General features: G+C 52.9%; 20 protein-coding genes. 9 read left to right on the plus strand and 11 right to left on the minus strand.

Annotated elements, in window-relative coordinates; genetic code table 11:
• Positions 1–279 precede the first annotated feature (279 nt).
• Genes RID21_RS22790 through RID21_RS22800 form a run of 3 tightly spaced genes read right to left on the minus strand, consistent with a single transcriptional unit; the run spans position 280 to position 2555 of the window.
• Positions 280–1287, minus strand: coding sequence for a GNAT family N-acetyltransferase (locus RID21_RS22790; protein WP_350192902.1), 1008 nt, complete (start codon positions 1285–1287; stop codon positions 280–282).
• A 53-nt stretch (positions 1288–1340) separates the two neighbouring features.
• Complete coding sequence (locus tag RID21_RS22795; RefSeq protein WP_350192904.1) at positions 1341–1916, minus strand: hypothetical protein; 576 nt, start codon at positions 1914–1916, stop codon at positions 1341–1343.
• Positions 1917–1922: 6 nt separating this feature from the next.
• Positions 1923–2555 carry an RNA polymerase sigma factor gene (locus RID21_RS22800; protein ID WP_155363947.1) on the minus strand — a complete coding sequence of 211 codons (633 nt, stop codon included), beginning with the start codon at positions 2553–2555 and terminating at the stop codon, positions 1923–1925.
• A gap of 588 nt (positions 2556–3143) precedes the next feature.
• On the opposite strand from RID21_RS22800, the gene RID21_RS22805 reads away from it, so the two are divergent.
• Together RID21_RS22805 and RID21_RS22810 are read left to right on the plus strand one after the other, a co-directional pair.
• Complete coding sequence (locus RID21_RS22805) at positions 3144–4331, plus strand: aldose epimerase family protein (protein ID WP_350192906.1); 1188 nt, start codon at positions 3144–3146, stop codon at positions 4329–4331.
• Between the two features lie 39 nt (positions 4332–4370).
• Positions 4371–6848, plus strand: coding sequence for a CehA/McbA family metallohydrolase (locus tag RID21_RS22810; RefSeq protein WP_350192908.1), 2478 nt, complete (start codon positions 4371–4373; stop codon positions 6846–6848).
• 17 nt (positions 6849–6865) lie between these two features.
• On the opposite strand, the gene RID21_RS22815 is transcribed toward RID21_RS22810, so the two are convergent.
• The 3 genes from RID21_RS22815 to RID21_RS22825 all read right to left on the minus strand — a co-directional run bounded on the left by RID21_RS22815 (position 6866) and on the right by RID21_RS22825 (position 10005).
• Positions 6866–7123 carry a hypothetical protein gene (locus RID21_RS22815; RefSeq protein WP_350192910.1) on the minus strand — a complete coding sequence of 86 codons (258 nt, stop codon included), beginning with the start codon at positions 7121–7123 and terminating at the stop codon, positions 6866–6868.
• Between the two features lie 108 nt (positions 7124–7231).
• Positions 7232–8920 (minus strand): CehA/McbA family metallohydrolase, encoded by a 1689-nt coding sequence (locus RID21_RS22820; protein WP_350192912.1) that lies wholly within the window; start codon positions 8918–8920, stop codon positions 7232–7234.
• Positions 8921–9102: 182 nt separating this feature from the next.
• Positions 9103–10005: a DUF1559 domain-containing protein gene (locus RID21_RS22825; RefSeq protein WP_350192914.1), complete on the minus strand. Its 903-nt coding sequence runs from the start codon at positions 10003–10005 to the stop codon at positions 9103–9105.
• 450 nt (positions 10006–10455) lie between these two features.
• Here RID21_RS22825 and RID21_RS22830 point away from each other — a divergent pair, with 450 nt between their 5' ends.
• Entirely contained in the window at positions 10456–11352 is an 897-nt protein-coding gene (locus RID21_RS22830; RefSeq protein ID WP_350192916.1) for a phytoene/squalene synthase family protein, read from the plus strand.
• A gap of 88 nt (positions 11353–11440) precedes the next feature.
• Here RID21_RS22830 and RID21_RS22835 read toward each other — a convergent pair whose 3' ends face one another.
• Positions 11441–13360 carry a hypothetical protein gene (locus tag RID21_RS22835; RefSeq protein ID WP_350192918.1) on the minus strand — a complete coding sequence of 640 codons (1920 nt, stop codon included), beginning with the start codon at positions 13358–13360 and terminating at the stop codon, positions 11441–11443.
• Between the two features lie 437 nt (positions 13361–13797).
• Between RID21_RS22835 and sppA the strand changes: the two genes are divergently transcribed.
• Both sppA and RID21_RS22845 read left to right on the plus strand, forming a co-directional pair.
• Positions 13798–14841 carry a signal peptide peptidase SppA gene (gene sppA / locus RID21_RS22840; protein ID WP_350192920.1) on the plus strand — a complete coding sequence of 348 codons (1044 nt, stop codon included), beginning with the start codon at positions 13798–13800 and terminating at the stop codon, positions 14839–14841.
• Positions 14842–14881: 40 nt separating this feature from the next.
• Complete coding sequence (locus RID21_RS22845; RefSeq protein WP_350192922.1) at positions 14882–15715, plus strand: tetratricopeptide repeat protein; 834 nt, start codon at positions 14882–14884, stop codon at positions 15713–15715.
• Between the two features lie 24 nt (positions 15716–15739).
• On the opposite strand, the gene RID21_RS22850 is transcribed toward RID21_RS22845, so the two are convergent.
• Complete coding sequence (locus RID21_RS22850; RefSeq protein WP_350192924.1) at positions 15740–16672, minus strand: alpha/beta hydrolase; 933 nt, start codon at positions 16670–16672, stop codon at positions 15740–15742.
• A gap of 122 nt (positions 16673–16794) precedes the next feature.
• On the minus strand, positions 16795–18624 hold the full coding sequence (locus RID21_RS22855; RefSeq protein ID WP_350192926.1) for a UbiD family decarboxylase: 1830 nt from the start codon (positions 18622–18624) through the stop codon (positions 16795–16797).
• A 209-nt stretch (positions 18625–18833) separates the two neighbouring features.
• Between RID21_RS22855 and RID21_RS22860 the strand changes: the two genes are divergently transcribed.
• Positions 18834–20036 (plus strand): metallophosphoesterase, encoded by a 1203-nt coding sequence (locus RID21_RS22860; RefSeq protein ID WP_350192928.1) that lies wholly within the window; start codon positions 18834–18836, stop codon positions 20034–20036.
• Here RID21_RS22860 and RID21_RS22865 read toward each other — a convergent pair.
• A complete protein-coding gene (locus RID21_RS22865; protein WP_350192930.1) occupies positions 20033–21064 on the minus strand; it encodes an endonuclease/exonuclease/phosphatase family protein in 1032 nt (343 codons plus the stop codon). The genes RID21_RS22860 and RID21_RS22865 overlap by 4 nt on opposite strands.
• Before the next feature lie 274 nt (positions 21065–21338).
• Between RID21_RS22865 and RID21_RS22870 the strand changes: the two genes are divergently transcribed.
• Together RID21_RS22870 and RID21_RS22875 are read left to right on the plus strand one after the other, a co-directional pair.
• A complete protein-coding gene (locus tag RID21_RS22870) occupies positions 21339–22505 on the plus strand; it encodes a glycosyltransferase family 4 protein (RefSeq protein WP_350192932.1) in 1167 nt (388 codons plus the stop codon).
• Positions 22490–22864, plus strand: a complete 375-nt coding sequence (locus RID21_RS22875; RefSeq protein ID WP_350192934.1) for a DNA polymerase ligase N-terminal domain-containing protein — start codon at positions 22490–22492, stop codon at positions 22862–22864. The genes RID21_RS22870 and RID21_RS22875 overlap by 16 nt, the downstream gene beginning before the upstream one ends.
• 26 nt (positions 22865–22890) lie before the next feature.
• On the opposite strand, the gene RID21_RS22880 is transcribed toward RID21_RS22875, so the two are convergent.
• Positions 22891–23559 (minus strand): hypothetical protein, encoded by a 669-nt coding sequence (locus RID21_RS22880; protein WP_350192936.1) that lies wholly within the window; start codon positions 23557–23559, stop codon positions 22891–22893.
• Positions 23560–23811: 252 nt separating this feature from the next.
• On the opposite strand from RID21_RS22880, the gene gltX reads away from it, so the two are divergent.
• Positions 23812–25389 (plus strand): glutamate--tRNA ligase, encoded by a 1578-nt coding sequence (gene gltX, locus RID21_RS22885; protein WP_350192938.1) that lies wholly within the window; start codon positions 23812–23814, stop codon positions 25387–25389.
• Positions 25390–25440: the final 51 nt, after the last annotated feature.

Raw genomic sequence — 25440 nt, forward strand, 5'->3', positions numbered from 1 at the left:
CAAAGTCGTGTATGGTAGTGAGGTTTATTTGGAAATGATGCGCTATAAAGCTCCATTGTTAACAGCATCGTAAAGTTCTCAGGCATTGACTTCGGCGACACTGCGTTTACTCATTCAGTGGTTCTGATACTAGCCTGAATTGCTTGAGAGTCAAACGGAAACAGCGCGGAATTTATTGAGAATTTTCAGACCGAAATCAAACACTGTTTTACCAGTAGAAAATGACATCCCGCGGAGAAAATATTTTTGGAAGCCCCGCTTCACGCTGTCGAAAACGTGTTAATTAAATTTCGGTTTTTTTCCCGGGAATTGGGAACGAAGTCGCGCGTGGACGCTTAATGTGTTTTGTCTGACAAAACCCAACTCTTCATAAATCTTTATCGCATAGGAATTTTTGTGATCCACGGCGAGAGTCAACGCAGACTGATCGTGTGCTCGTGCCTGCTCCAGTCCGAATTGAATCATCGCGGAACCTGTACCTTGTCCCCGCTGGTTCGGAGCGACCCCCATGTAAACGACTTCCCAACTCAAATCGGACTGATGTTCAGACAGGAGTAAAATGCCCAGGTCGGATTCTCCCCTTTGAAACAGGTACCAGTGGGCCTGGTCTGAGTCCCCTGAACTGCGATGCGATTCCAGCGATTCCTCAGCCGTGCGTACCTGGTTCAGGGCAGGGCAGTCGTGAGATTCCTGGTGCGTCAATTCCAGCATATCCAGGAATCGCTGACGGTTCTGCACTGCATCGAAACGGACTGGTGCAATCTGTTTCTGTTTCAGCAACTCTGTCGACGGCAGGTTTGTCAGTGGGTGCCGCATGAACTGAAGATTCGTGAGGTGCGGAAACCCGTTTCGTGTGAGCAGGCGACGGGTGTGAAGTTGTGCCGGATCGATCAGCACCTGGCCGATACTGACACCGGAATCATCGATTCGTCGAGCCATTTCCTGCAGGATCTCATCGGCACAGTCCTTCCGTGAAGTAAAGGGAGGCCAGAGGCAGGAAGTGGCGGGATCGGAAAAGACCAGAATACCGACCCCTAGCAGCAGTCCAGCTTCATGGGCCAGCAGCACCTGGTTCTGTCCTTCGAGTCCGGCCGAGATGGTTTTCTGAAACTCCTGAATCTGTATTTCACGCTCGGTCTCCGGAACATCAGCAAAGATAAAGGCGGAGGCTTCGGGAAGCTCTTCCACTGAGGCAAGTGAGACCGTGATCGACATGGGAGGTGTAGATATCCGAAACTGATTGAAGTCACCCGTCAGCCGCAGTTCAGCGGCTAGTCTGGATATCATAAAAAAAAGGCTGGTCGATTGACCAGCCTGAGTTCAGTAAAGATGAGTCGAAGTTAGAATTTCACGGAGTGCAGCTGATAAGGGCTCGAGCTGTCGTGTTTCAACCGTGGTAAATTATAACCGTAGGGATTGTTGCTGTTGTCGATGGTCTGATTCGACGCGCCCCACTGTTGATCGTGGAAATCCCGGATTGGGTTATCGACCGGGCTTAAGTGCGAGTCGTTACCCATCCAGCCTACCGGTGCTGACGGATGAATCGATTCTGCAGCATCGTGAGGGCTGTGCTCATAACGTGGTTGTCCCGTGACCAGCAGCAGTGCCAGACAGCAGGCTACGGTAGTCAGCGTCGGCAGCAGAAAGTTAAACCGGGTTGGTCGGTTTCTCCTCCGTCGTGCTGCAATCTTGGCCGAAACCTGGGGCCAGACACTGTCCTGGAGTGAAGGAACTGGCGCACTGTCTAACTGTTGCTGCAGTGCAGAATAACTTTTCTGTAGCTCTTCATATTGTGCGCGGCACTGGTCACAGTTTTTCAGCTGCTTTTCCAGTAGCTCCAGCTCTTCGCCCGACAGGTCGTTGCCGACTGCCAGTGCGACGCGCGATTTCAGACCGTTACATTGTGTGCAATACATGTCTTATTATTCCTTGCCCGACATGGAATTTTCAACGTTTTGCCGATGAGACCATAATTTCTGAAAACGATTTCTGGCTTCTGCCAGCCGCCAGCGGATGGTTGCTTCTTTCCGATCCAGGATGGCAGCAATCTCAGAAGTGGAGAAATTCTCCAGATCTCGTAATACGAGCACGGTACGGTACTTTTCGGGAATCTCTTCCAGGATGGCTTGAACTTCCTGATTGATGTCGATCTTGTTCCTGGGGTCAGGAACAGAAGGATCGAACGGAGTATCCGAGGGGCTGTCACTGAATAACAACCACCAGCCTCTCCGTTTTTGTTTACGCAGATAGTCCAATGCCTGATTGACTCCAATCCGGAACAACCAGGGGCCAAACCGCCTGGATGTATCGAACTGATCAAGCCGCTCGTAGCTCTTCAGAAACGTATCTTGAGCCAGATCTTCAGCCAGCTCGGGGCTTTTGACAAACTGAATCAGTACACGAATCAGTCGGCGTTCGTAGCGCAGGACCAGTTCGCCGAATGCGCTGTCATCGCCTTTACGAGCAGCTTCTACGAGGCGTGCGTCACTGGTGACACCGCCCGAAGCCAGAGATTCTCGTTGCTCTATTTTCTTATCGACCATTTGTAACTGCATGTCTACCTCCCCTCTCCGCGTTAAATGACACGCTTTGTTCTTATTACGTCAGAGGGAGGAGGATTGATGGAATTTACTAAAGATTTTGTAACGGAATCCCAAGTTTTCCCAGAACAACGCGCCTGTCTTTAATTATACCTGTCAAATCCCTATTTTGGGGAGGAATCAGATCTTTCAGGAGATTATTCCCTAAGTTATTAAATAATATTGAGTTATGGTGCCCGTTAACTGTAGTGTCTTGAATTATTAACCTAATTTTAGTGTCCAGTTGCCAATACATAACATTCTTTAAAATTCTGCTGTCGAATAAGCGGGAATCAACAATATTTTTTCTCCAGGACATCCCAGGTCCGAGGCTCCTTTGAAAGGGAAGGACCAGACCTGTCAGGCTGGCAGCAACTGGTGTGCTGCTGACTCTCCTTTGCGAGTTGCCCTTCATCCATCTGAACTCCATTCAGTCGATCAGGGACCAGGCGAACAAATCCTGTTTCTGCATTACATTTACGCATGGATTTGTTATTCTGGTCTGGAGTAATTGAGCAGGATTAAACTGGTCCAGATAACCGGGTCTGAGGAGAGAACACAGTGATGAATCGATGGAAATGCTGCAGCGGACTGTTGAGTGCCCTGATTCTGCTGGCAGGTTGTGCCGGTGAGAAAACTCCGCCTGCTGACCCTTCTCAAACTGCTGCAGATCAAGAACAAACTAAGGATGCCGAAATGAATACCGGAAGTGAATTTCAGCTGGCCGTACAAAGTGAACCTTATGGGACCACCGCCGACGGTCAGGATATTACCCAGTTTCTGCTCTCCAATAATAAAGGGACGAGCGTCAGCATCATCAACCTTGGTGCGATTGTGACCGCCATCTATCTGCCGGACCGGGAGGGCAAAACGGAAAACATCACACTCGGCTTCGATTCCCTGGCCGGATATGAAAAGAAAGGTCCTTACTTCGGTGCCATCTGTGGCCGTTATGCAAACCGGATTAAAGACGGCAAATTCGAACTGGATGGCAAAACATATCAGCTCGCCCAGAACAACCCACCCAGTCACCTGCATGGCGGCGAATCAGGATTCGATAAAAAGGTCTGGGCGGCAGAAAAATTTTCCGAGAAAGACGTAGTAGGCGTTCGCCTGAGCCTGGTCAGTCCGGATGGTGAAGAGGGGTATCCGGGCAAACTGACTTTGAAAGTCGTCTACACCCTCAACAACGAAAATGAGCTCAAGATCGACTATACAGCGACGACAGACAAAGCCACTCCTATTAATGTGACCAATCACTGCTATTGGAATCTGTCGGGAGCCGGTGACGGAACGGTTCTGGATCACGAACTGTTGTTAAACTGTGATAAATATCTCCCGGTAACAGACGAAGCGATTCCCACCGGCGAACTGGCTCCGGTCAAAGGGACGCCGATGGACTTTACTTCCACTCACAAGATCGGCGAACGCATTGACCAGGTCGAGGGGGGCTATGACCATTGCTGGGTCGTTAATCCGGCCGAAAAACAGCCTGCTCTGACCGCTCGGGCAAAAGATCCAGTATCGGGACGCGTGATGGAAGTTTATACGACAGAACCAGGCGTGCAGTTTTACACCGGGAATTTTCTGGATGGTACTCCGGCCAGCGGCGGCTTTCCCAAGCATGGCGGCTTCTGTCTGGAAGCACAGCATTTTCCGAACTCTCCGAATCAGCCTGAGTTTCCCAATACGATCCTCAAGCCAGGTGAAGTCTACGAACAGACGACCATCCATAAATTCTCAGTCGAATAAGCTTCGAGAGCGGACTTTCAAACTCGAGAAAGGGCCATCATGGTTTTGCGATTGCTGCCTGCTGCGCTGCTGACTGTTTTGTTGCTGGTTGTACCAGGCAAGAATTCACTGCTGGCAGCCGAATCCGTGGAGGTGGTTGACGTCGAAGGTCAGCCGCTGGGGGCCAATGTTAAACGACTGATTTCTGCCCTGGATTATCTGGGAGCCCCGCTGTCTGACGATCTGGTGCAAAAACTGACTGCCGCCAGCGAACAGCGCGACGCACGACAGATTCAGAAACTACTCGACTCCGAAGTCCTGTGTGTTGTCTCGCTGAATCCCGAAGTCCGAACCAAAGTCGCTCGGGGGCCTGCACAAGCAGTGCTCCAGCAGGGGGGCTTTACGCCTTTTCTGATCAAGGTGATCAATCAGAGTACGGTAACCCGTCAGTTGCAGATTTCCAGCCCGCAGGCAGGTGCCGTCTATTCGGGAGCCGCGTTGAACAGCCTGAAACGGCAGGCACAAATCGAACTCAATCAGAACGAGAATAAACAGTCGGCCTCGGATCGCTTTCTGGAAGTCGAACTGTTCCAGGCCAGTCCCATGACGGTTCGTCTGAGTGGGCTGGAATGCGAATATGTACTCGCTTTGATTTATTGCCATGAATCGGGCAAACGGGAAGCAACCCTCGGCTTTGATGTCGGGGCCGGCACTCAGGATATCGGATTTCGCGGGGAAGTACCGATTCTGTTTACCGTAAAAAAGGCGATTCCCGTAAAACTCGCGATCCGGGATTTCGATGGCAAACCGACTGCAGCGCGACTGCAGTTCCGCGATCAACAGAAGCGGGTTTACCCACTGCAGGCCAAACGACTGGCTCCCGATTTCTTCTTTCAGCCACAGATTTATCGACAGGACGGCGAAACCGTTCTCTTGCCAGCCGGTGAACTGGAAATGGAATATAGCCGCGGTCCCGAATACCAGCGACTGACTCGAAAGATTACTGTTTCTGCCTCAGAACCGCAGACCGTGGAAGTCAATCTGCAGCGCTGGTTGAATCCGCGTGATTATGGATTCTATTCCGGGGATCACCATATTCACGCGGCCGGATGTGCCCACTATGATAATCCGACCAAAGGTGTCACTCCGTTGGATATGTTCAAGCAGGTCAAAGGGGAAGGGCTGAACGTCGGCTGCGTGCTGACCTGGGGCCCCTGCTTTGATGTGCAAAGGCAGTTCTTTTCGTCTTCCGCCGATCGCGTCAGTGAGCCATTGACGATTTTGAAATACGACCTGGAGATCAGCGGCTTCGGCTCAGCTGCCCTGGGACATGTCTGTCTCTTGAATCTGCAGAATCAGACTTATCCCGGCACCCTGGGAACGGTCAAAGGCTGGCCCAGCTGGACGGTGCCTGTCTTAAGGTGGTGTAAGGAGCAGGGGGGCATCACCGGCTACCCCCACTCGGCACTGCGGGTGAATCCACCCCAGGCGGCGATCAGAATGATCAACGAACTGGATCGGGATCAGTCTGAATCGATCAACGCGGAAGAAGCCAGCCAGGGCCTGTTACCAAAAACGTTCGCGTCAATTGACGAAGACGGTGATGGCCAACTCAATGGGCCGGAGCTGACACACGCACTGCAACAGGCTGCTGATGAATTGCCTAATCTGGCAGTACCCGAGATGAACGGTGGAGGTGCCATGGAAATCTGTGTCAGCACCGCTGAAGGTGTCTGCGATTTTGTGAGTGCCATGGATACCGAACGGATTCCGGAGTGGAATACCTGGTACCACATTATGAATTGTGGCTATCCCCTCAAAGTCAGCGGTGAAACGGACTTTCCCTGTATGAGCAGTCGGCGGGTCGGCCAGGGGCGCGTCTACGTAAATCTGGGGGATGTCGCCGAAGTCGATTTCCCGGAGTGGTGTCGGGGAATTCAACAGGGGCGTTCCTATGTTTCAGACGGCTACGCTCACGCACTGGAATTCCAGGTCGGTGGCCAGTCTCCCGGTTTTGAGGACATCCAGCTGAAAGAATCAGGACAGGTAGAAGTCACTGCGAAGGTCGCGTTTGCCGCAGAGACTCCCCGGGCGGTCGCCTATGGTCTGCTGGATCCCCCTGAGGGAAAACGGGCTGTGGGAGACACGCGTGTCCTGCACGCACCGCGTAATTCGGAATACGTCACCGGGGGCGAGCGGCTGGTAGAAATCGTGAGGAACGGCGAGGTAGTCGCGCGAAAGAAAGTTCCCGCCGATGGTCAGGTGCATGACCTGACGTTCACGGTTCCCGTGTCTCAGAGTAGCTGGATAGCGTTGCGTCAGTTTCCCCAGTTGCATACCAATCCAGTGAATGTGATTGTGGATCAACGTCCGATTCGCGCTTCACGGGAAAGTGCACTCTGGTGTGCGGAAACAATCAAATTACTCTGGAAGAACCGTCATCAGAAAATCGCAGAGCGCGAACGGCCCGCAGCCGAAGAAACCTATCAGCGGGCCATTCAGAATTATCTCAAGCGGGCGCAGGAAGCAGACCGGTAAAGCGGAATCGATCTGACTTACTTAGAGAGGTCAGTAGAGCGAACAGCCTTCTGCTTCTGGATGCGTGAACGCTGCACTGCTTTTTTACCAATCACCACAGCGGCGGCGAACAGGGCGATCGCTGCAAAGGGGACCAGGTGAACCGGCTCTGTGAGGTAATGCAGAATGCCATGCGGATTGGCAGGCTGGCTGGTGCCATGGCCCGGATGTGCAAAAGCCTGGGAACTGTGAGCCACGGTAATGATCATCGCTAGAGCGAGATTGAATCGATTCATATCTAAAACACTTTCTAAAGCTGAAGCAGCAGGTGAGAGTACGATTCCTGCCAGATTGCCTATTCTAAAAAAAACAGCTGGCTGGCTCAAGCGATGTTGGGGATGAGTTTAGGGGGAATTGAGTCTGTTTTGCAGTTCCTCGATGGCGTCCGAATACACATCCAGTACAGCCGCCCGTTCCTGCGGATCAGCGAAAAGAAACTGACTGGCGATCTTTTTCCGGTTCTGTTGCATCTCTGTCAGAAACGATCTGGCCTGTGTCGGATCAAAGTGTGCTTGTCCGTTCCATTTCAGATAAATCGGGCTGGTATGGGCAAACAGCTCACGCCCATATTCATTGAGGGGCGTCTGTTGTTGTCGCTGGGGATTCTGAGGAACTGAAGGGGAAGGAGTACGAACCGCGATCCACCCCGGTTCGTCAATTTCCAGATTCAAATCGAGGTGTGCTTCGAAATGTTTTCCGATGGGTTTTGTACTCTGAGTCTGGATGACTTTGCCGTTGTGAATCAGTTCCAGCTTCTGGAAATCAATCCGTCCCCGTCCCGTGGCCTGAATCGTCACTCGATTCTTTCCCGGTGAGAGTTCAAGCTCATCGCCGATGGTTTTCCCATTGATATGCAGATCAAGCAGGGGACCATTGGTAATAAAGGTTCGCCCTGACCTCAGGCTCTTCAGCCACGAGGCCGGGGTGAGCGGCTGCTGCAGGCGGGCGTAGACGCGAGAGAAATCATATTGGAACCAGTCGGTGCCGGTGGAAAAAGGAACTTGACAGCCGGCATTCAGATAACGATAGAAGCTGTCTTCATAAGTACTGCGTGTTCCTCCATCAAAGATGTTGAGTGCATGCACGCGGCCTGCCAGGAAATTCGGCGTCGATTCCAGTCCCCAGGCATTGTGGCACCAGACAACGGTCGCCTGGTCAGCCAGTGCCGTGCGAATGCCCCGCGCCAGTGGAATGCCGTCCGTCCCCTGTTTCATAATCCCGGGACCAATACTCACGGGGTGAATCAACTGCTGGATATCGAGCAGCATCACGTGCCCGTATCCCTCGTCATAACCGGTGCTGTTATGACGATGCTCCTCTCCCCAGCCAAACTGGACTCCGGCCGACCGGGATATTTCCTGCAGATCCTGCCTGGAGTAGCGATTCGAAATGTAGGTCTTGTCGGCAATTGCGCGTTCCAGATAGGAGACAAATACGAGGTCCAGTCGATCCGCAGCGGGGATCTGCTGTAGATAGCGGTCACACTCCTCGCGGCTGAGCTTCATCAGGTGCAGATGGGTGTTGGCCGTTTTCCATTCCGGGGAGAGATCCGCGAATCGCTTCAGTTTGAGAGTGATTTCCGCGGACGACTTCCCTGTGAGATCGATTTCCGTTCGAGTGAGTTCTATAGCAAGACCAGAGAAAGCTTCGAGTGTCAGTCGAGATTGGGGAACGGATAACCGAACTTCGCCAGGGATCACGAACCAGCTGTGAATCCCGGCTCGTTCAGACTCCGGGCGGGAGTTCACTCCGGTTCCCCGATTGAGCAGTTCCGGAAGCGGAATCAGATTTCCCTGGGCGTCACGAATTCGCAGCATGCCCCGTACGACCTGCTGCTGGTCTGACTGGGTTTCGGTAAGTTTCAGTGTAATCTGGCAGAGTTCAGGGTTCTCCGTTGCTGATGCAGCGGAAGCTGGTTTATCGGGAATCTGCAGCAGGGCCAGATCCGCATTCGCGGGGCTGCACCACCAACAGAGTAGCAGCATCAGGGCGTAATCAAGAGCCGGTCGCGGCGGGGTTCGAAGCAGTCGCATCACGCAATCCTCCCGGGGAGAAGTCTTGGCTCATAGTCTGTATCCGACTTCTCAAGAGTAGCCGGGAGACACGTTTACTGCAAAGGAGACTGGCTTGATCATCAAAATAAAAAACGGCCTGACAGGGAAAGTCCTGTCAGACCGTTCAGTTCGCACACTGTCATGTATGGTTTCAATAAAGTTTATTCGAAGTTGGTGATCTCACCGCCGCGGATGCTGGAGAGTGATCGATAGACGCCCTCATCAATGTTTTCTGAGATGAATCGTACTCGGCCGTCTCCAAACAGGAACTGGGCTCCGCCTGTGTGATGGCTGCTGAAATCGTCGAAGTGGGCTGCAGGATCATTCGGGGGATGGTCGGTGGCTCCCAGCGGACGGGCAAAGGTCTCTTCACCCTCGGGAACGACGCCCACCCAGGTGGAGTACCAGCCCTGATCGGCATCCGTTTTGCGTTCGCCGACAAACACGGTCTGCGAAGTCCCGTCAGTGATGTCGCGGAAGCGGGTATTGCTGTTCTGATAGAATACGCCTGTGCTTTTACAGGTGGAGCCAGCGGGAACGGAGTCGCAGCTGTCGAGTTCCTCATCACCAAAGACACCGACGTAGTTTCCGGTGGCGAGTGTCGCGAGCACAGTCCCGGGGCTGCCTTCTTCCTCCAGTTCGAAAGTTTGCGGGGCGGGATCAGAGGGACAGCGATAGACAGAGAGTGAGATATCAATGACGCCAGGTGTTTGAGCGGGATCGTTGATGGCCAGATTAAAGTTGATCTGGTTATACAGCGGGCTTTGATCGAGATAAGGCAGGATCATTGTCCCCCAGCCCCAGCCACTGCCATATTCGACATTGGGGCCCACCCCAGGCTGAACTCCAATCCAGCCGGAAGGAAACAGTCCATGGGTTTCGTGATAATTATGCAGGGCCAGTCCGATCTGCTTCAGATTATTCTTACACTGGCTGCGGCGGGCCGCTTCACGGGCCTGTTGCACAGCAGGGAGAAGCAGGGCGATCAGGATGGCAATAATGGCGATCACCACCAGCAGTTCAATCAAGGTAAAGCCGCGGCGGGTATTATTGGCTTTTCGCATGTGAGGACTCCAGAGCGTAGTATTTAAGATAACACTTGATGAAACAATACGATCATTGTTGCAAATGTTTTGCAGAAGTCAATGTTAATTGCAAGTAAATTGCATTAACTTTCTGTGTGCATCACTTTATTTATAAATGACTGAACAGAAGATACAGGGCGGACGCTCGGGAGTAAGAGGGGGGCCGCAGGCTCTGTTTTTCTATTTTTCGCGGGTCTGCGGCAAAATCAAGAGGATTTCTTTTGGAAAGACTGAGAACCGGTTGTCGAGGGTGGCTGCTGGTTTTCCCCATTTTCCGTTTCTTCAGCTGATAATCTCAAACTGTTGCATTCTGATGTATTAGACAATCTCGCACCGGGGCGTCGCCGATTTGAATTTGACGGGGCGGCGGTTATGATGTCGATTCGATCCCGGACTCACTGAAATCAAGATATCGGTCGCTGAGGCGTCATGACGACTACCCTGGAAAATTCCTATGCCTACTGCCAGCAACTGGCAAAACAGACAGCGGGGAATTTCTATTATTCGTTTCTGGCGCTTCGCAAAGAACAGTTCCAGGCGATGTGTGTCTTGTACGCCTATATGCGGCTGGTCGATGATCTGGGCGACAGTCCGGAACTCTCGCTTGAAGAACGAGGAGCCGCACTGACACGCTGGCGTCAAGAATTACAGCGTGCATTAGATCAGCAGCCACTGGATCAGAGTGAGGACTTTCATCCCTGTCTGCCGGCTGTCGTCGATATGATCCAGCGGTATGAGATTCCCGTGCACTATTTTTTTGATGTGATCACAGGTGTGGAATCCGATCTGCAGCCGGTTACTTTCCAGACCTTTGATGATCTGGCAGATTACTGTTATCACGTAGCGGGAGTCGTCGGCTTGTGCTGCATCCATATCTGGGGATTTCATGATGACCGTGCTGTGGAGGCCAGCATCGATTGTGGCCTGGCATTTCAGTTGACCAATATTCTCAGAGATCTGGCGGAAGATGCTGACCTGGGGCGTGTCTATCTGCCTCAGGAAGATCTGCATCGTTTTGATTACAGTCAGTCGGATATTCAGGCCCGTGTGTATGACCAGCGTTTTCGCGCGCTGATGCAGTTCGAGGTGGATCGGGCCCGCGTCTATTATCAGGATTCAGAGCGACTGTTTGAATACATTTCACCCGAGGGACGACGCATTCTCAAAGCCATGCATCAGATTTACGGTGGTATTCTCAACGAGATTGAGAGACTGGATTATCAGGTCTATACCACCCGGGCCGGGCTTCCCCGCTGGAGGAAGCTGCTGATCGCCGGCGAAGCACTGATCGCGTCCCGCTGGTTTTCCGGACGGGCTGCCCGCTGAATTGTCTGGCTGCTCAACAAAGAAAGCCCCCGATAATCGGAAAGATTATCGGAGGCTTACCAGGAGCAGCAGGAACAAAGCTCACTTTTTATTCGACACCAACATAGAGTGCTGGTGTTTTCATAAACACATCCATATTCTTCTGGCTACTGAAGAGGTAGAGTCGGCCCTTGTACCAGGATGCAAAATCCAGTGTTCCCTCTTTGTCATCCTGATTGTCGACCAGGAGAACAATATCACTTCCGCCGGCAGCCGGTGCATATTTAGCAGGCTCGCGGTCGAACTTCAGCTTGTTCTCCAGTGAGGCGAACTGATAGTTCATGGATTTGTATGAGGAACTGAATTCCGGACGGGCATCGACGAGCAGTCGGTTGTCTCGCAGGGCGACCGGACAGAAGCCTTTCAACCCTTTAATATTTCCCCGACTGGCGATCATAGCCATTTTCTTTTCCACAGTGCTGTTCTGCTCAGTCTTAGCGACCTGTTTTTCAGGTTGCGGAGCAGGTGTTTCCAGTTTGGGTTCTGGTTCTGCTTTAAAGGGATTGTCTTCTACCTGAGGAGCCTTCGGCTGTGCTGCTTTCTCGGTCTCTGCGATCTGTGGAGCAGGCACTGCAAACGGGTTCTTTTCAGTTTTCGTTTCCGGAGCAGCGGGCTGAGGTTGTGGCTCGAAGGGATTCACCTCTTTAACAGGTGTTTCCTGGGCCACTTCAGTTGCTTTCTCCGACACAGGCTCGGTCTTGGTTTCTGCCTTTTCCGGAGCCGCTTCTTTACTGTTTTCTTCCAGAACCAGACCACTGAATGGGGTCTGTGGTGTAGAAGTTTTCTCAACCGGCTTCTTCATACCGTCTGCTTCTTCTTCCGACATTTCGGGAAACAGATTGTTGAAATCATCTTCCGAATTTTTGGCAACTTTTTCTTCTACCACTTCTACCGTTTTCTCTTCTATGATCAGAGGCAGTTCAGCGGCTTTTTCTTTCAGCATCTTTTCTGCCTTTTCAGCAGCGATTTTCTGCTCTTCGAGGCGTTCGGCTGCTTCCTCTGCTGCTTCTTCCAACTCCTCGCGAGCTACTTCATCCAGTTCTTCCTGTGAAGGAACCATGGATTTCGTGAACTTCGCTTCATCGTCTGCAGTCGGTGTGGTTACGGCAGACTCAGGAGCCGGTGCGGGAGGCAGCTCAGGAGCTGCTGAGGTTTGAACTTCTTCGACAGCCGGTGAATCGACGGGTGCTTTTTTAACAACCTGATTCGATTGAGGCAGTCGTTTGGGAGTCTGCTTGGTTTTGCCAGGCAGAAACTTGTCATACCATTTCCGCTCTTCGGGAGCCGGCGGTACCTGCTGTTGAGGCATGACGACTACGTTCTGTGGTGTGGCAGGTGTCTGAGCTGGAGCCGATTGAGCTGGTGTGCTCTGAGCCTGAGCGGCAGGCTGCTGATTGACGGTTCCCCGACCTGCAGCAGATCCACCGTTTGCGGTTTTGGGAAGAGACTGCACCGACATCGGAGGCATCTGTCGACCGTCACGACGGTACAAAGCTTCCAGCTGACGCTGGATCTCACTCTGTCCCGGTTTCGCTGTGGTCTGTGGAACGGCTGTCTTGTACTGAGGAGCGGAAGGTTGTCCGCTGCCAGGCACAACGATCTGTCGTTTCTGTTCGGGCTTCTGCTGTTCCTTGCTGCTACTCTTTTTCTGGAATAACGAACGAGGATCCAAAGTGAATCCGACCTGTTGAATTTCACCAGGCTGGTGATTCACCTGCTGAATTTTAGTGTTCTTCTGCGGAAAACGAACCCGTGGCTCGCTCACGTGACGTGCAGAGTGCATTTCACGTTGAATCGCATTTTTGAGTGTATTTTGTGGGTTCCGCTCTGTTCTGGCGCTGCGCGGCTTAAAAGAATTGATCTGAACGGCGGTGTCGTCCGCAGTCAGTAAATTCGAATTCGTCAGCACTAAGCCAGAAATCGCGCTGAAAATCAATACGCGAGCGGAGAAGCGAGTTCCTGCTTTCATCTCCTGAAATCTCCTGGTTCCTGAGTTTTGAACTCCGGGGCGACTAAGGTCGCTGGCGGGTGTTCAATAAAGTTCCCGGTTGAATGAATTCCTGAATCGACAAGACTTCATTAATCGGAATATTGCTTTCAAATGGTTGGTTCCGCATAATCGACACAATCATGCAGAATAATCCCTGCTGCGTGTTTCTATCGTCGTTAAGCTGCTCCGGTTTTGATGCCTATGGCGATTGTAGAATCAGATTCTGGCGGGATCTTCGCGACAACCCGGATGACCGTTTTTATCGACAAGCTCATTGCAGTCTTGCTATGGTCTGCAGGTTTGCTATTTTGACAGCGGGGCAATCCAGTGATTTTCACCTGAATGCAGAGTAATTCAGCGACAAATCTGTTCTGTATGTCGACAGCAAACCACATGAAATCAAGGAGTTAGATCAAATGACAGACCCAAAGCCCGCAGGAGAGGCTCCCCGGCCGGAATCCGATCCGCATCAAGGACCTCCACCTCCGCCTAAACCTCCCCGCAGGAACTGGCTGGCTCGGATTCTGTTGCTGCTGTTACTGGTGTCCATCCTGTTTAACCTGGGTTTCTACGCCATGTACCAGGAGTTCTTTGCATCCAGCGATGGACCTTCTGAGCAGTTTGAGAGCGGCGATCGGTTCGCTGAGCAGAAAATCGCCATCATTTCCATTTCGGGGACGATCATGCCGCCGTTCACGGAACGGATTCTCAGAGCAATCGAACAGGCTGATAAAGATGACCAGGTCAAAGCCGTGCTGCTCGAAGTCGACAGCCCGGGCGGTCTGGTCGCAGACAGCCATCAGATTTATCATCGCCTGGTCGAACTGCGCGAAAAGAAGCCGATTGCGGTTTCGATGAAACGGATGGCTGCTTCCGGTGGATATTATGTCTCCATGGGGGCCGGAACCGACGGAGTGATTTTTGCCGAGCCGACCACCTGGACGGGATCTTTAGGAGTGATCATCCCCCGCTTCGATTTAAGTGGCCTGGCAGATAAGGTCGGCATCGTTTCCGATCCGCTGAAAACGGGAGAGTTCAAAGATGCGTTGAATCCGTTCCGGAACATGACCAAACGGGAACGGGAAGTCTGGGATCATATCCTGGATGAGTCGTATCAGCGATTCATCAACATCATTGCCGACAACCGTAAAGATCTGGATTATGAGCAGGTTAAGAAACTCGCGACCGGGCAGATTTATACCGCCACCGATGCCAAAGCGAATGGTCTGATCGATGAAATCGGCTATCAGGAAGATGCGATTGCCTATTTGCAGAAAAAAACGGGATTCGAGAAAGTACGTGTGATACGATACACGCATCCGGCTTCGCTGGCAGATATTCTGCTCAGCACTGCTGAAGCGGGGCAGGTGGAAAACCGTAAACAGGCGCTGCTCGAATCCACCGTACCCCGGGCGATGTATTATACATCCTGGCTGGGGGATGTACCGGGGCTGCAGTAAGCCGGATTTCCAGAGATACAACATAAAATAAAGCATGCCGATGTTTGCCCAACAAGAACCTGTATCAACACCTCCACCGGACCCCTATCTAAACGATCCGGCTTTGTATGGAGCTCCTTCGCCTCTCTGGTCATTCATGGAGAGCGTGATTGGCATCGTTGTAATGGTGTTCTGGATCTGGATGCTGATCGACTGTCTGCGCAAAGATCCGGATCGGTTCTTGTGGTTCTGGGTGATCCTGTTCTTCCCCCCTTTTGGCGCACTGATCTATTTCTTCCTACGCTGGTTACCTTCAAATCAGTTTCAGCTGCCGGAATTTGCCCGGCCTTTTTTCCGGCAACGACGCCTGAATGAACTGGAAACGGCTGCCATGCAGATTGGAAACCCTTACCAGTTTATCCGCTGGGGGGACGCCCTCAGAGATGCCGGAGTCAATCAGAAAAGTCTGGAAGCCTATCGGCAGGCTCTCGCAAAAGAACCCGATAACCTGCAGGCCCTGTGGGGCGCAGCACAAATCGAGATGAAGTTCAAAGACTTCGAAACAGCCCAGCAGCGCTGTAAGCAGATTCTGGAGGCGGACCCCGAATACAAGTTCGGCGATGTCTCGCTCATGTACTGTAAAACCGTTTGTGAGCTGGACTCAGCAGAGCAGGCGCGTCAGGAACTGGCCCGACATGCCAAACGCTGGCGTCAGCCTGAGGCACTTTATCTGCTGGCTACACTCGAAGCAGAAGCCGGCGATCATCAGGCCGCCCGCAAGACACTGCAGGGCATGCTGCTGGATATTAATGCCAGTCCCCGCGGTATCGCACGGAAATTTGTCCGCTGGAAAAGTAAGGCCCGCCGCCTGCTCAAACGCCTGCCGCGGTCTTGAAATCTGGCTGCAGCCAGTCCCCGTTCAGGACTTCTGCTGCGCCGCCTGACGAAAATTCTCCGCATGGAACTGCATCAGTTTCAGTCCTTCCTTCTGGTAGATCTGCTGCGCACTGTGTGGAACATCAGGGATAATCAATGTCTCGAACGGGATCTTGAGCGATTTCAGAAACGCCATGTAGGCCAGATTGTTCTCGTAATTGAAGCCTTTTGTGCCAACGTGAATTAAAATACGCAGTGGGGGCTGTGGATCCTTCGCGTATTTGCGAGCCAGATCATAAGTATTATCCCCCGGGACGAAGACCAGGTTCTCGCTTTCGCGTCCATTGTTCTCTGAGATCCGTTTTTCCGTCGCCTGGCCAGCACCGCCCGGTGCGGCGGAACAGAAGAGTTCCGGATGTTTGAACATGATACGCGTCGTACCCCGGCCTCCCTGGGAAAATCCTTCGATCGCACGGGCTTTCCGATCGGCAATGGTGCGATAGGTGGCATCGATATGCGGTATCAGTTCTTTGACGAAGACGTCTGCCCCCATGGCGTGCTTACGGTCCGGCAGGTTGTAATGGCTCACCGGTCCACCGTTAACAAAGACGTAGATCATGGGATCGACCTTGCCTGCGGAGATTTGCTTGTCGATGTACTGAGCCAGTTTCACGCTTTTGGTTTCGCTACCGGGGCGACCGCCGTGCAGATAGTAGACTACGGGAAAACGTTTCGTTTTATTTTCGGCGTTCCGGTACTGCGGAGGCAGGTAGATGCAGTAGCCGACATCCACATTCATTGACGGACTGCGAAACGTGGCATGCTTGACACCGGGGATTTCCTGTTTCAGTTCATTCACCCATTGGAAGGGCTTTTGTTTCTTTTTCTGTTTTTGTCCCTGGACGGGAACCGAGAACAGGAGAACGGAAACAAGGGCTGCCAGGCTGGCGCGCAGAGTATGGTTCGGGTACATCATGGAAGTGGTTCACTCCGGTGCAGGAAACTGGTGAATCAAATGACTGATCAGAAATTGTAAACGTTCGCCTGTGTTCCTGTCGAAACCGTTTCCGAGTTCCACTGCAATTTTTCCGGAAACGTTTAGATGATTCCGTGCAGCGGACCACCGGGCGCTCCCAACTGATCGACGCGCCGGGTGATCTCGGGATCTTCGATCAGGGGGGGAGCATGATGCGGTTTAATGCGGGCATCAATGACGAGAGCACCTCGACATCCCCAGTGCTTCTGCTCGGTGAAGGCGTCGATCCCATCAATATCGGATGCCGGATTGGAGCGGGTGAAGACGGTCCACAGGAAATTATTCAGATTGGCCGCAGTGAAATCGCTGTCATCGACAAGTACGACCAGCGGAAAGCGATTCAACGGATGAGAGGAATTCAGGGCCGCACAGAACTGTCGCAGGTCCTGATTCCCTTCAACAAAACGGGGGGCATGAACCGCCAGGATTCCGGGATGACACAGGCGTGGTGCGGTAAACCCGTCCGGCAGGGAGAAGTCTCCAGGAATTTCGGTAGCCAGTTCACGCGTCACAGGTCCTGCCGCAGCCATGACGACCTTCGAGCCCATGTTAAAACCGGTGCCGGAATAATCGAGCGTATCGATGGTGGTGCAGGTCTGGAAATGCAGATCCCGCCGCCAGTCAATCCGCTCTAGCAGATGCGAGAGGAAGTCGTCAATCTCTTCCGCATCCAGTTCCGGATTGTCTTCGCGGGCGACGATCATCAGGTATTTCGCCAGGCTCAATTGCCCCTGTCCCAGGATCGCATTGGCGTTCGTCAGAATTTCCTGGGGTTTCCGCTGTTGATCGTAGGGGGTATAGCGTTCGCTGCCGACTGCGAGTAACAGGGGATGCACGCCGGCTGCATCTACTGCGTGTACCTGATGCACCCCCGGAATCACCGAGGGTATTGCCGGACCGGTGATTTCATGAATGATCGCGCCAAAGGCGGTATCTTCCTGAGGAGGACGACCCACCACAGTGAAAGGCCAGATCGCGTCATTACGATGATAGACTGCTTCCACATTCATCACTGGAAAGGGATGCTTGAGGCTGTAGTAACCCAGATGGTCTCCAAACGGACCTTCAGGCAGCAACTGTTCGGGATCGACCCAGCCGGAGATACAGAAATCAGCGTCCGCGTAAATCGGTAGTCCCCCCGGATTGCGGACCATACGAATCGCCCGTTTACTCAGGGCGCCGGCAAAGGTAAGCTCGGAGAGTCCTTCCGGTAAAGGCATGACAGCAGAAAGTGTCATTGCAGGAGCACCGCCGACAAATACATTCACTTTGAGGGGCTCACCTTTCTCGATTGCCTCCGCATGATGCACGCCGATGCTGCGATGAATCTGGTAATGCAGGCCGATCTGACGGTTCAGTTGATAGTCATTTCCGGCCAGTTGAATACGGTACATGCCGAGGTTGGAATTCATCAGTCCGCCGCGACGTGGGGATTCTGTGTAAACCTGGGGCAGAGTGACAAACGGACCACCATCATCGGGCCAGCTTTTGAGTTGCGGCAGGTCTTCGAGTTGGATCCGGTTCTGCATGATCGGCCCCCGCGAACAATTGCGAGGCAACATATGCAGCAAGGAAAAGGGAACGTCACGATACCGCCAGGGCTGTTTCCAGAACTGGGTTGGGTCAACCTTGAGTTCGACCAGATGATTCACGGCGCGGAGTGCATCGCGAAAAACATAGCGGGTGCGATCAATGGTACCAAACAGATTGCTGACCATCGGAAAACGACAGCCGCGCACATTTGCAAAGTAAACCGCAGGACCACCTGCCTGGTAAACACGGCGCTGGATTTCCGCTGCTTCCAGGTTGGCATCGATTTCCTGCTCGATTCGAATCAGTTGCCCCGTCCGTTCGAGGTCGGTGACGCATTCACGCAGTCCGCGGTATCCCATCGGGGCACGTTTCCATTCATCCAGTATTAAAGCTTGTTCAGATTCCAGTCAGCAGATTAACGATTGCCGGTGAATTATACCACGCATAACACACTGGAACACTGGATTGCTGTTCCGTAAGCATTTGCATTCCGGTACTGATTCTCTATGATTCGCTTGCGCATTCGTATTTATTTTGGAGCCCGCTTTGAGCAAACAGTGAACACAACATGGACGTAATCACTAATGGACTGATCTTGCTGATGCTCTCGATCGGGCATGCTGAGCTCTGGACTTCGGTCATCAATCGCACGCATGCGATGAAGATACATGAGGTTCACCTCAAACGCTTGCGGCACGTGCTGGAACTGCTCATCGTCCTGTTCCCGATAGCCCTGTTTTTTACAGTGGGACTTTCAGATCCCGGTGTCTTGGCCGGAGGAGAATGGAGTCAACTGCCTGGCTGGTGGAAACCCGTTCTAATTCCCTGTGCTTTGGGGTTCGCGGGATTGATGTATTCCGCGGTCCGCCACCAGTGCTATCGACCACCCCGACAGCAGACAGCCCAGTCATCGGAACTGATTCAGATGCGCGAGCGACTGCAGGATGATCTGATCGGGGAGGGGCCTTATCATTACCTGGCGGGACTTCCATTCAATGAAATCTTCAGTGTGGAATTCACAAGGAAAACATTTCAACTGCCCCGTCTGCCCCAATCGTGGGATGGATTGAAGATTCTGCATGTGAGTGATTTGCATTATTCAGGCACATTGAAACGTGACTACTTTATCGAACTCTGCCGCATCGGCCAGGAAGCTCAACCCGATCTGATTATTTTTTCCGGCGATCTGCTGGATGAGATGAACTGTCTCGACTGGCTGCAGGAGACGCTGGGGTCCCTGCAGGCACCTCTGGGTTGTTTTTTCATTCTTGGAAATCATGACTGGAATCAAAACAGTCAGCAGATTCGACACTCGCTGACGGAACTGAGCTGGATTGATTTGACTCTCGAACCGGTGTGTCTGCAACACGCGGGGCATTCGTTTTATCTGACGGGAACCGAAGCCCCCTGGATGGGGGGACTGCCTGCTTTGAAGCGGTCCGTTGATGGAGCAGGCATCGACGTAGAGTCCGACTTTACACTGCTGGTCAGTCACACACCCGATAATTATCACTGGGCGGCCCGCCAGGGATACGATCTGGTACTCTCGGGGCACACACATGGGGGCCAGGTTCGGATTCCGCCTCTCGGTCCTATCTTTGCGCCCAGTCTGCATGGAACCCGCTATACGAGTGGAACGTTTTTTCGTAGTTCAACGCTCCTGCACGTCAGTCGCGGCGTTTCGGGCATTCACCCCTTGCGCTGGTTCTGCCGCCCCGAGATCAGCCTGTTAACTCTGCAGGCACCGGCGGAGCGTGCTGCTTCCGCTTAACGAGGCTGCGCACCCTGAACACCAGCCTGACGGATTCCCCCTTTTTCGGTGATCTGGAACTCGGCCCAGACCGGGAGATGGTCGGAGACCAGCAGTGCTTCTTCCTCGGTGAGTTTGAAGCGGGTTTTGAAATCATACACACCCGAAATGCCGGTGAATTCCTGCGAGCGGTGTTGGCTGAACAGGATATTGTCATATTGCTTGGACTGCCGGGTGTTGGTGGGCGTTTTCGAGACAGTCCACATCAGATCTCCGACCCGTCCCAGTTCACCCAGGTTCTGGTCATCCACATTCAGATCCCCCAGCAGGATTACATCGTCCTCCTGGCTGCCATCGTTGGCGACGACCCGGTACACATCGTCAAGAACATTCAGTTCCTGGTCGGTTTCATCCGGATCGGTGTGAATATTGATCAGCGTAAAAGTAAAAGGATTTTCGCTGGAAGGGCTCAAGGTCTGGAAGTGGGCCACATACGGCGGGCGATGCAGTTTGTCATATTTATCGATCACGGTGTACGTCCATTTGTGATTCACAATGACCCGGGCGGTATCGTAAAAGTAGGCGTACTGTTCTTTGCTGATGGTTCTTCCCTGCGGCGCGCCAATGATATAAGCGTAACGCCGCTCTCCCGAATTCAGAATCGCCAGGAATTCATCCAGAAAGGAGAGATCCTTGGAGCGGATTTCCTGAACTGCCACGACATCGAATTGCTGAATGATCCGGGCCAGGATCTGGGGGACCTGGGGTTTTGACATCTTACTGACGCCAAAGACCTGAATATTGAAACTGGCAATCCGAATCGTGTCGTTCGAACGGGGCAGATCAATCTCAGTCGAATTCCAGTCAGCCGGTGTGGAGCTGGAAGCCGTGGTCGAGATAATCTGCTTGACCCACTTTGTCAGCTGGGCGGGTTTGACGACGTCAAAGTGAAATGCACCACCGCCGAGCAGACCGATCAGCAGTAAAGCCAGGCCACGTAATTTCCAGGATTTGACGAACGAAGTTTTATTTTTGGATTTGGAAGCCATAGTACCATCCGTGGTATTGCGTATGACGGGAAATCGAAGGGAGAAAGGAGAGTGCAGTTGCGAAGCAGAGCCTCGGGGGGTAGAGAGGAGCCGGAATCTAGCAGATATTGGCTATCAGGTGTAGAGCAATTCTGTGTAGACTGGACTGGAAGCACAAGTGCCGCTTGCCGCAACTGAAGAGATGCGATAGTCTGCAGTGCACGCTGATTTCCATTGTCATTTTCTTACGTATCTTGCTGTCTGACTGCATCTTAGATAAAAGGCGAATTCTGCATTGTCTCGACGGATCACCATCACGATTCCTTCGCTCAGTCTGGGCGGTGCAGAGGGGGTGGCTGCGATGATGGCCAATCATTGGGCTGCAGAGGGAGATCAGGTCACTTTGCTGACCCTCGATTCCGCAGAGACCGATACCTTTGAGCTCGCACCGGAAGTTCAGCGCATTGCCCTGGGACTGATGCGTGATTCGGGAAATCTCCTGCAGGCAGTAGTGAATAATCGTCAACGGGTGCGAAAGCTTCGCGCTGAAATTGCCCGATCCAGGCCCGATGTGGTCATCAGCCTGACGGATCGGATGAATGTGCTGACGCTGTTGGCGGCCGGGAAAGCAGCTTATCCCGTGATTGTCTCTGAACGCTCGGACCCGCGCTATCATCTGATGGGCCGCGTCTGGTCATACCTGCGTAAGAAAACATATCCCCGTGCAGCAGCCGTGGTAGTACAGACGCAGGGGGTGTCCGACTTTTGTCGTCCCTGGTTCCCAGCAACCCGCATCGAAGTCATTCCGAACGCAGTGCCTGCGCCACGCTCGGCGGGAATTCCCAAGGTGACGGAAGAGATTGTCAAAGCGCGGCCTGCTTCACATGTGGTACTGGGCATGGGCCGGCTCTCTCATGAAAAAGGCTTTGATATGTTGATCGATGCCTTTTCTAATCTGGCAGATGATTTTCCGGATTGGAAATTACGCATTCTGGGAGAAGGCCCCCTGCGTGAGACGCTGCAGGCCACGATTGATCAGCGGGGTTTGCAGGCACAGATTGAACTGCCCGGCTGGGTGGCCGATCCCGAACTGGCCCTCGATCAGGGGGATCTGTTTGTGCTCCCTTCCCGTTATGAAGGTTTTCCCAATGCACTATTGCAGGCAATGTCGCGCGGGTTACCCTGCATCGGATTCGACTGTCAGGGAAGTCTGGCTGATCTTTCCATGCGTGAACTAAAAGCGTTACTTTTACCTACGAAAAATCAACGTGAATTGACTTCCATTCACGCGCTCGAAGATCTGATGAGATCGCTCATGGTGGATGAAAAATCGCTAAAAGAGCTTGCACTTCTCAGTCTTCAGGCAAGCGAGAAGTTTTCCATCCCCCGCTATTTTGCATCGTGGGATCAGCTAATCAAAGAGTCTCTGGCCGGAAGTGAGAAAAAATGCAGCAGTACGTGATTTTGAGACATGACCATCCCAAACTGCACTGGGATCTGATGCTGGAAGAAGGGGATGTGCTCAAGACCTGGCGTCTCCCCCAGCCGCCGGAGATCGACCCGGCGTCGGATGAAACGTCACTCGATTTGACAGCAGAGGCGTTGCCCGATCATCGACTGGTTTATCTGGAATATGAGGGTCCCGTCAGTGGAGACCGGGGGGAGGTCAGCCGCTGGGATCGAGGGACTTTCACTCTGCTGGAACGGAGCGAAGATCAACTGGTGGCATTGCTCACCGGTGAGGAACTGGCAGGACGGATCACTTTGAAAAAACAAGATGCCGAAAACAGGTGGAGTCTGAACTATACCGCTTTCTTTTGATCGCGAGCCAGTAACGGCTCACACGCTCATTGCTTCTGTGCGTCGTTTGCTTTACCGGCGATTTGAAACAGCCCCGGTTCGACCTTGAGAGTCGTCAGGTCGGGTAGATCGGAATCCTGGCGGTCCAGATGTACGATCAAAACGTCATGCTCATTCATCTGGCTCCATTCAATCTGCCAGCCTTCGGCACGGGCTTCCTGAATCAGTTTGGTAATCGCTTCATCAATGGGGATCGGCAGCAGTCCCGCCCGGGCCTGTTCCAGTTCGAGCACCAGACGATTTTCTTGCATCAGCCAGGGTTTGAATTTGAGACTGATAATTCCAGACCATTTTTTTAAGGTCAGATGGAAGCCAACGATGACCTGGTCCTGTTCGAAGTGGACCCGTGGATCGGTGATGCCTTCCGGCACCCATTCGTTGTATTTCTGATGCAGTTCTTCGGCCAGCCAGGCGTTGACTTCCTGTTCGCTGAACTCCTGCGACCAGAGTGGTTCCTGGTTGCGGACGTCATTCACGATCTGCATCGAGTGCTGGACAAAATCCTTGGCTTCCTGCTGCCGGATTTCCGGGGCTACCTGTTGCTGGAGGGCTGCCTGGTAGAACTCCGGCACCTGGGCAGAGGACCAATACAGGCCCCCGGCGGTCCCACCCAGGATCAGCAGCAGCAATAACAGGAAGAGCAGAAAGCGTTTCATGCAGAAATGCTAGGTCGCCGGGGAAGTACCGTCAAGACCGTTCAAGGAAGCCGGAATCGCCAGAAAACGTGAAATTGCGCTAAGTTGTCTCTTCGAATATACTTGTCGAATGCATGTGGGTGTTTTATGATCAGCCGGACCCGGTTAGGACTGTTACCTGCCATCTTCCGGCTGTGTCCTTGTCCAGCAGCGGGAACGCTGGAATTCCCCTCGGTCAGCCCGTCAGTTTGATAGAGAAATAAGAGCCCGTTTATGAGTACCGTACGAACCCGTTTTGCACCCAGTCCCACCGGTTATATGCATATTGGTGGGATGCGTACGGCCCTGTTCAACTGGCTCTGGGCCCGGCATAACGGCGGTCAGTTTATTCTACGAATTGACGATACCGACCAGGAGCGCAACATCGCAGCCGCCCTGGATCCGATTCTGCAGGCATTCAAATGGCTGGGCCTCAACTGGGATGAAGGCCCGGAAGTCGGTGGTGACTTTGGTCCCTACTTCCAGTCCGAGCGAAATGATCTATATCGGGCTGCCGTCGATCAATTGCTGGCCGACGGAAAGGCTTACTACTGCTACGACACCCCGGAACAGATTCAGGCTGATCGAGAGGCAGCACAGAGTGAAAAACGCAACTACCTGAATATCCGCCGATCACTGGAACTGACAGACAGCCAGAAGGAACAGTTCGCCGCTGAAGGGCGTCCTGCCGTCGTACGTCTGCTGGTTCCCCGGGATCAGAAAATCCAGATTGATGATGCAGTTCGCGGACATGTCGAGTTCGACGCCGGTCTGATGCCCGACCCGGTCATTCTGCGAGCCAATGGGACGCCCTTGTATAACCTGGCGACGGTGGTCGATGATGCCCAGATGCAGATCACACATGTGATTCGCGCCGAGGAGCATCTCTCCAACACGCCGGTGCAGGTGCTGATTTATCAGGCGCTGGGTTATGAACTTCCTCAGTTCGCACACATTCCGTTCGTCGCGGCACCTGGTGGAAAAGAGAAACTCAGCAAACGCAAACTGGACAAATATCGTAAGAGTCCCCAGTTCAAAAAGATGTTCGACAAAGCTGACTCGGTCTTTCCCCGCATCGGTCTGGCTAATGCGGAAGGGCTGGATCCCGTGATGGTCGAGTATTACGAAAAGATTGGCTACCTGCCGGAAGCAATCCTGAATGCCCTGGCCAGACTCGGCTGGTCTTTGGATGATAAAACAGAGATCATGTCTCTCGATACGATTGTAGAGAACTTCACACTGGACCGGGTGGTTAAAGCGGCAGCTGGACTCGATCCGGATAAGCTGCTCAGCTTTCAGTCACACTGGATGAATCAGCTGACGCTGGAAGAAAAGGTTGCGATGTGCAGTCCCTTCCTGGTGAAAGCCGGGCTGGTACAGGATGCGGACGACGAGACAACAAAACAAAAAATTGGTCAGGTCATTACCGATATGGAAGACCGCCTCAAAATTGCCAGCGATATTCTGGATTTCGATGAGTTCTTTGTCGCCGACGATCAAATGGAGTACGATTCTAAAGCGTTCAAGAAACGGATTCAGAAATCGGATCAGGCAGTTGAACTGCTGGGGAAAATTAAAAGCCAGCTGGCAGAGGCGGAAGACTTCAGTGCGGCTGGCCTGGATAAGCTGCTGCACGATTTTGTGGAAGCGGAAGGGATCGGCATGGGGCAGATTATTCATGCCCTGCGGGTCGCCGTCAGTGGAAAAGCAACCGGGATCGGCATGTTTGACTGCCTGTCGATTCTGGGAAAAGAGAGTTGTGTCAGACGCATCGACCGGGCGATGGCGCTCGCTCAGAGTGACGAAAACTGAAAATGGTAACAGGCTGGTCCTGTGATTGATGCAATCATTTAAGGAGTAGGG

Origin of the sequence: Gimesia sp. (assembly GCF_040219335.1) — a bacterium.
GTDB lineage: Bacteria > Planctomycetota > Planctomycetia > Planctomycetales > Planctomycetaceae > Gimesia.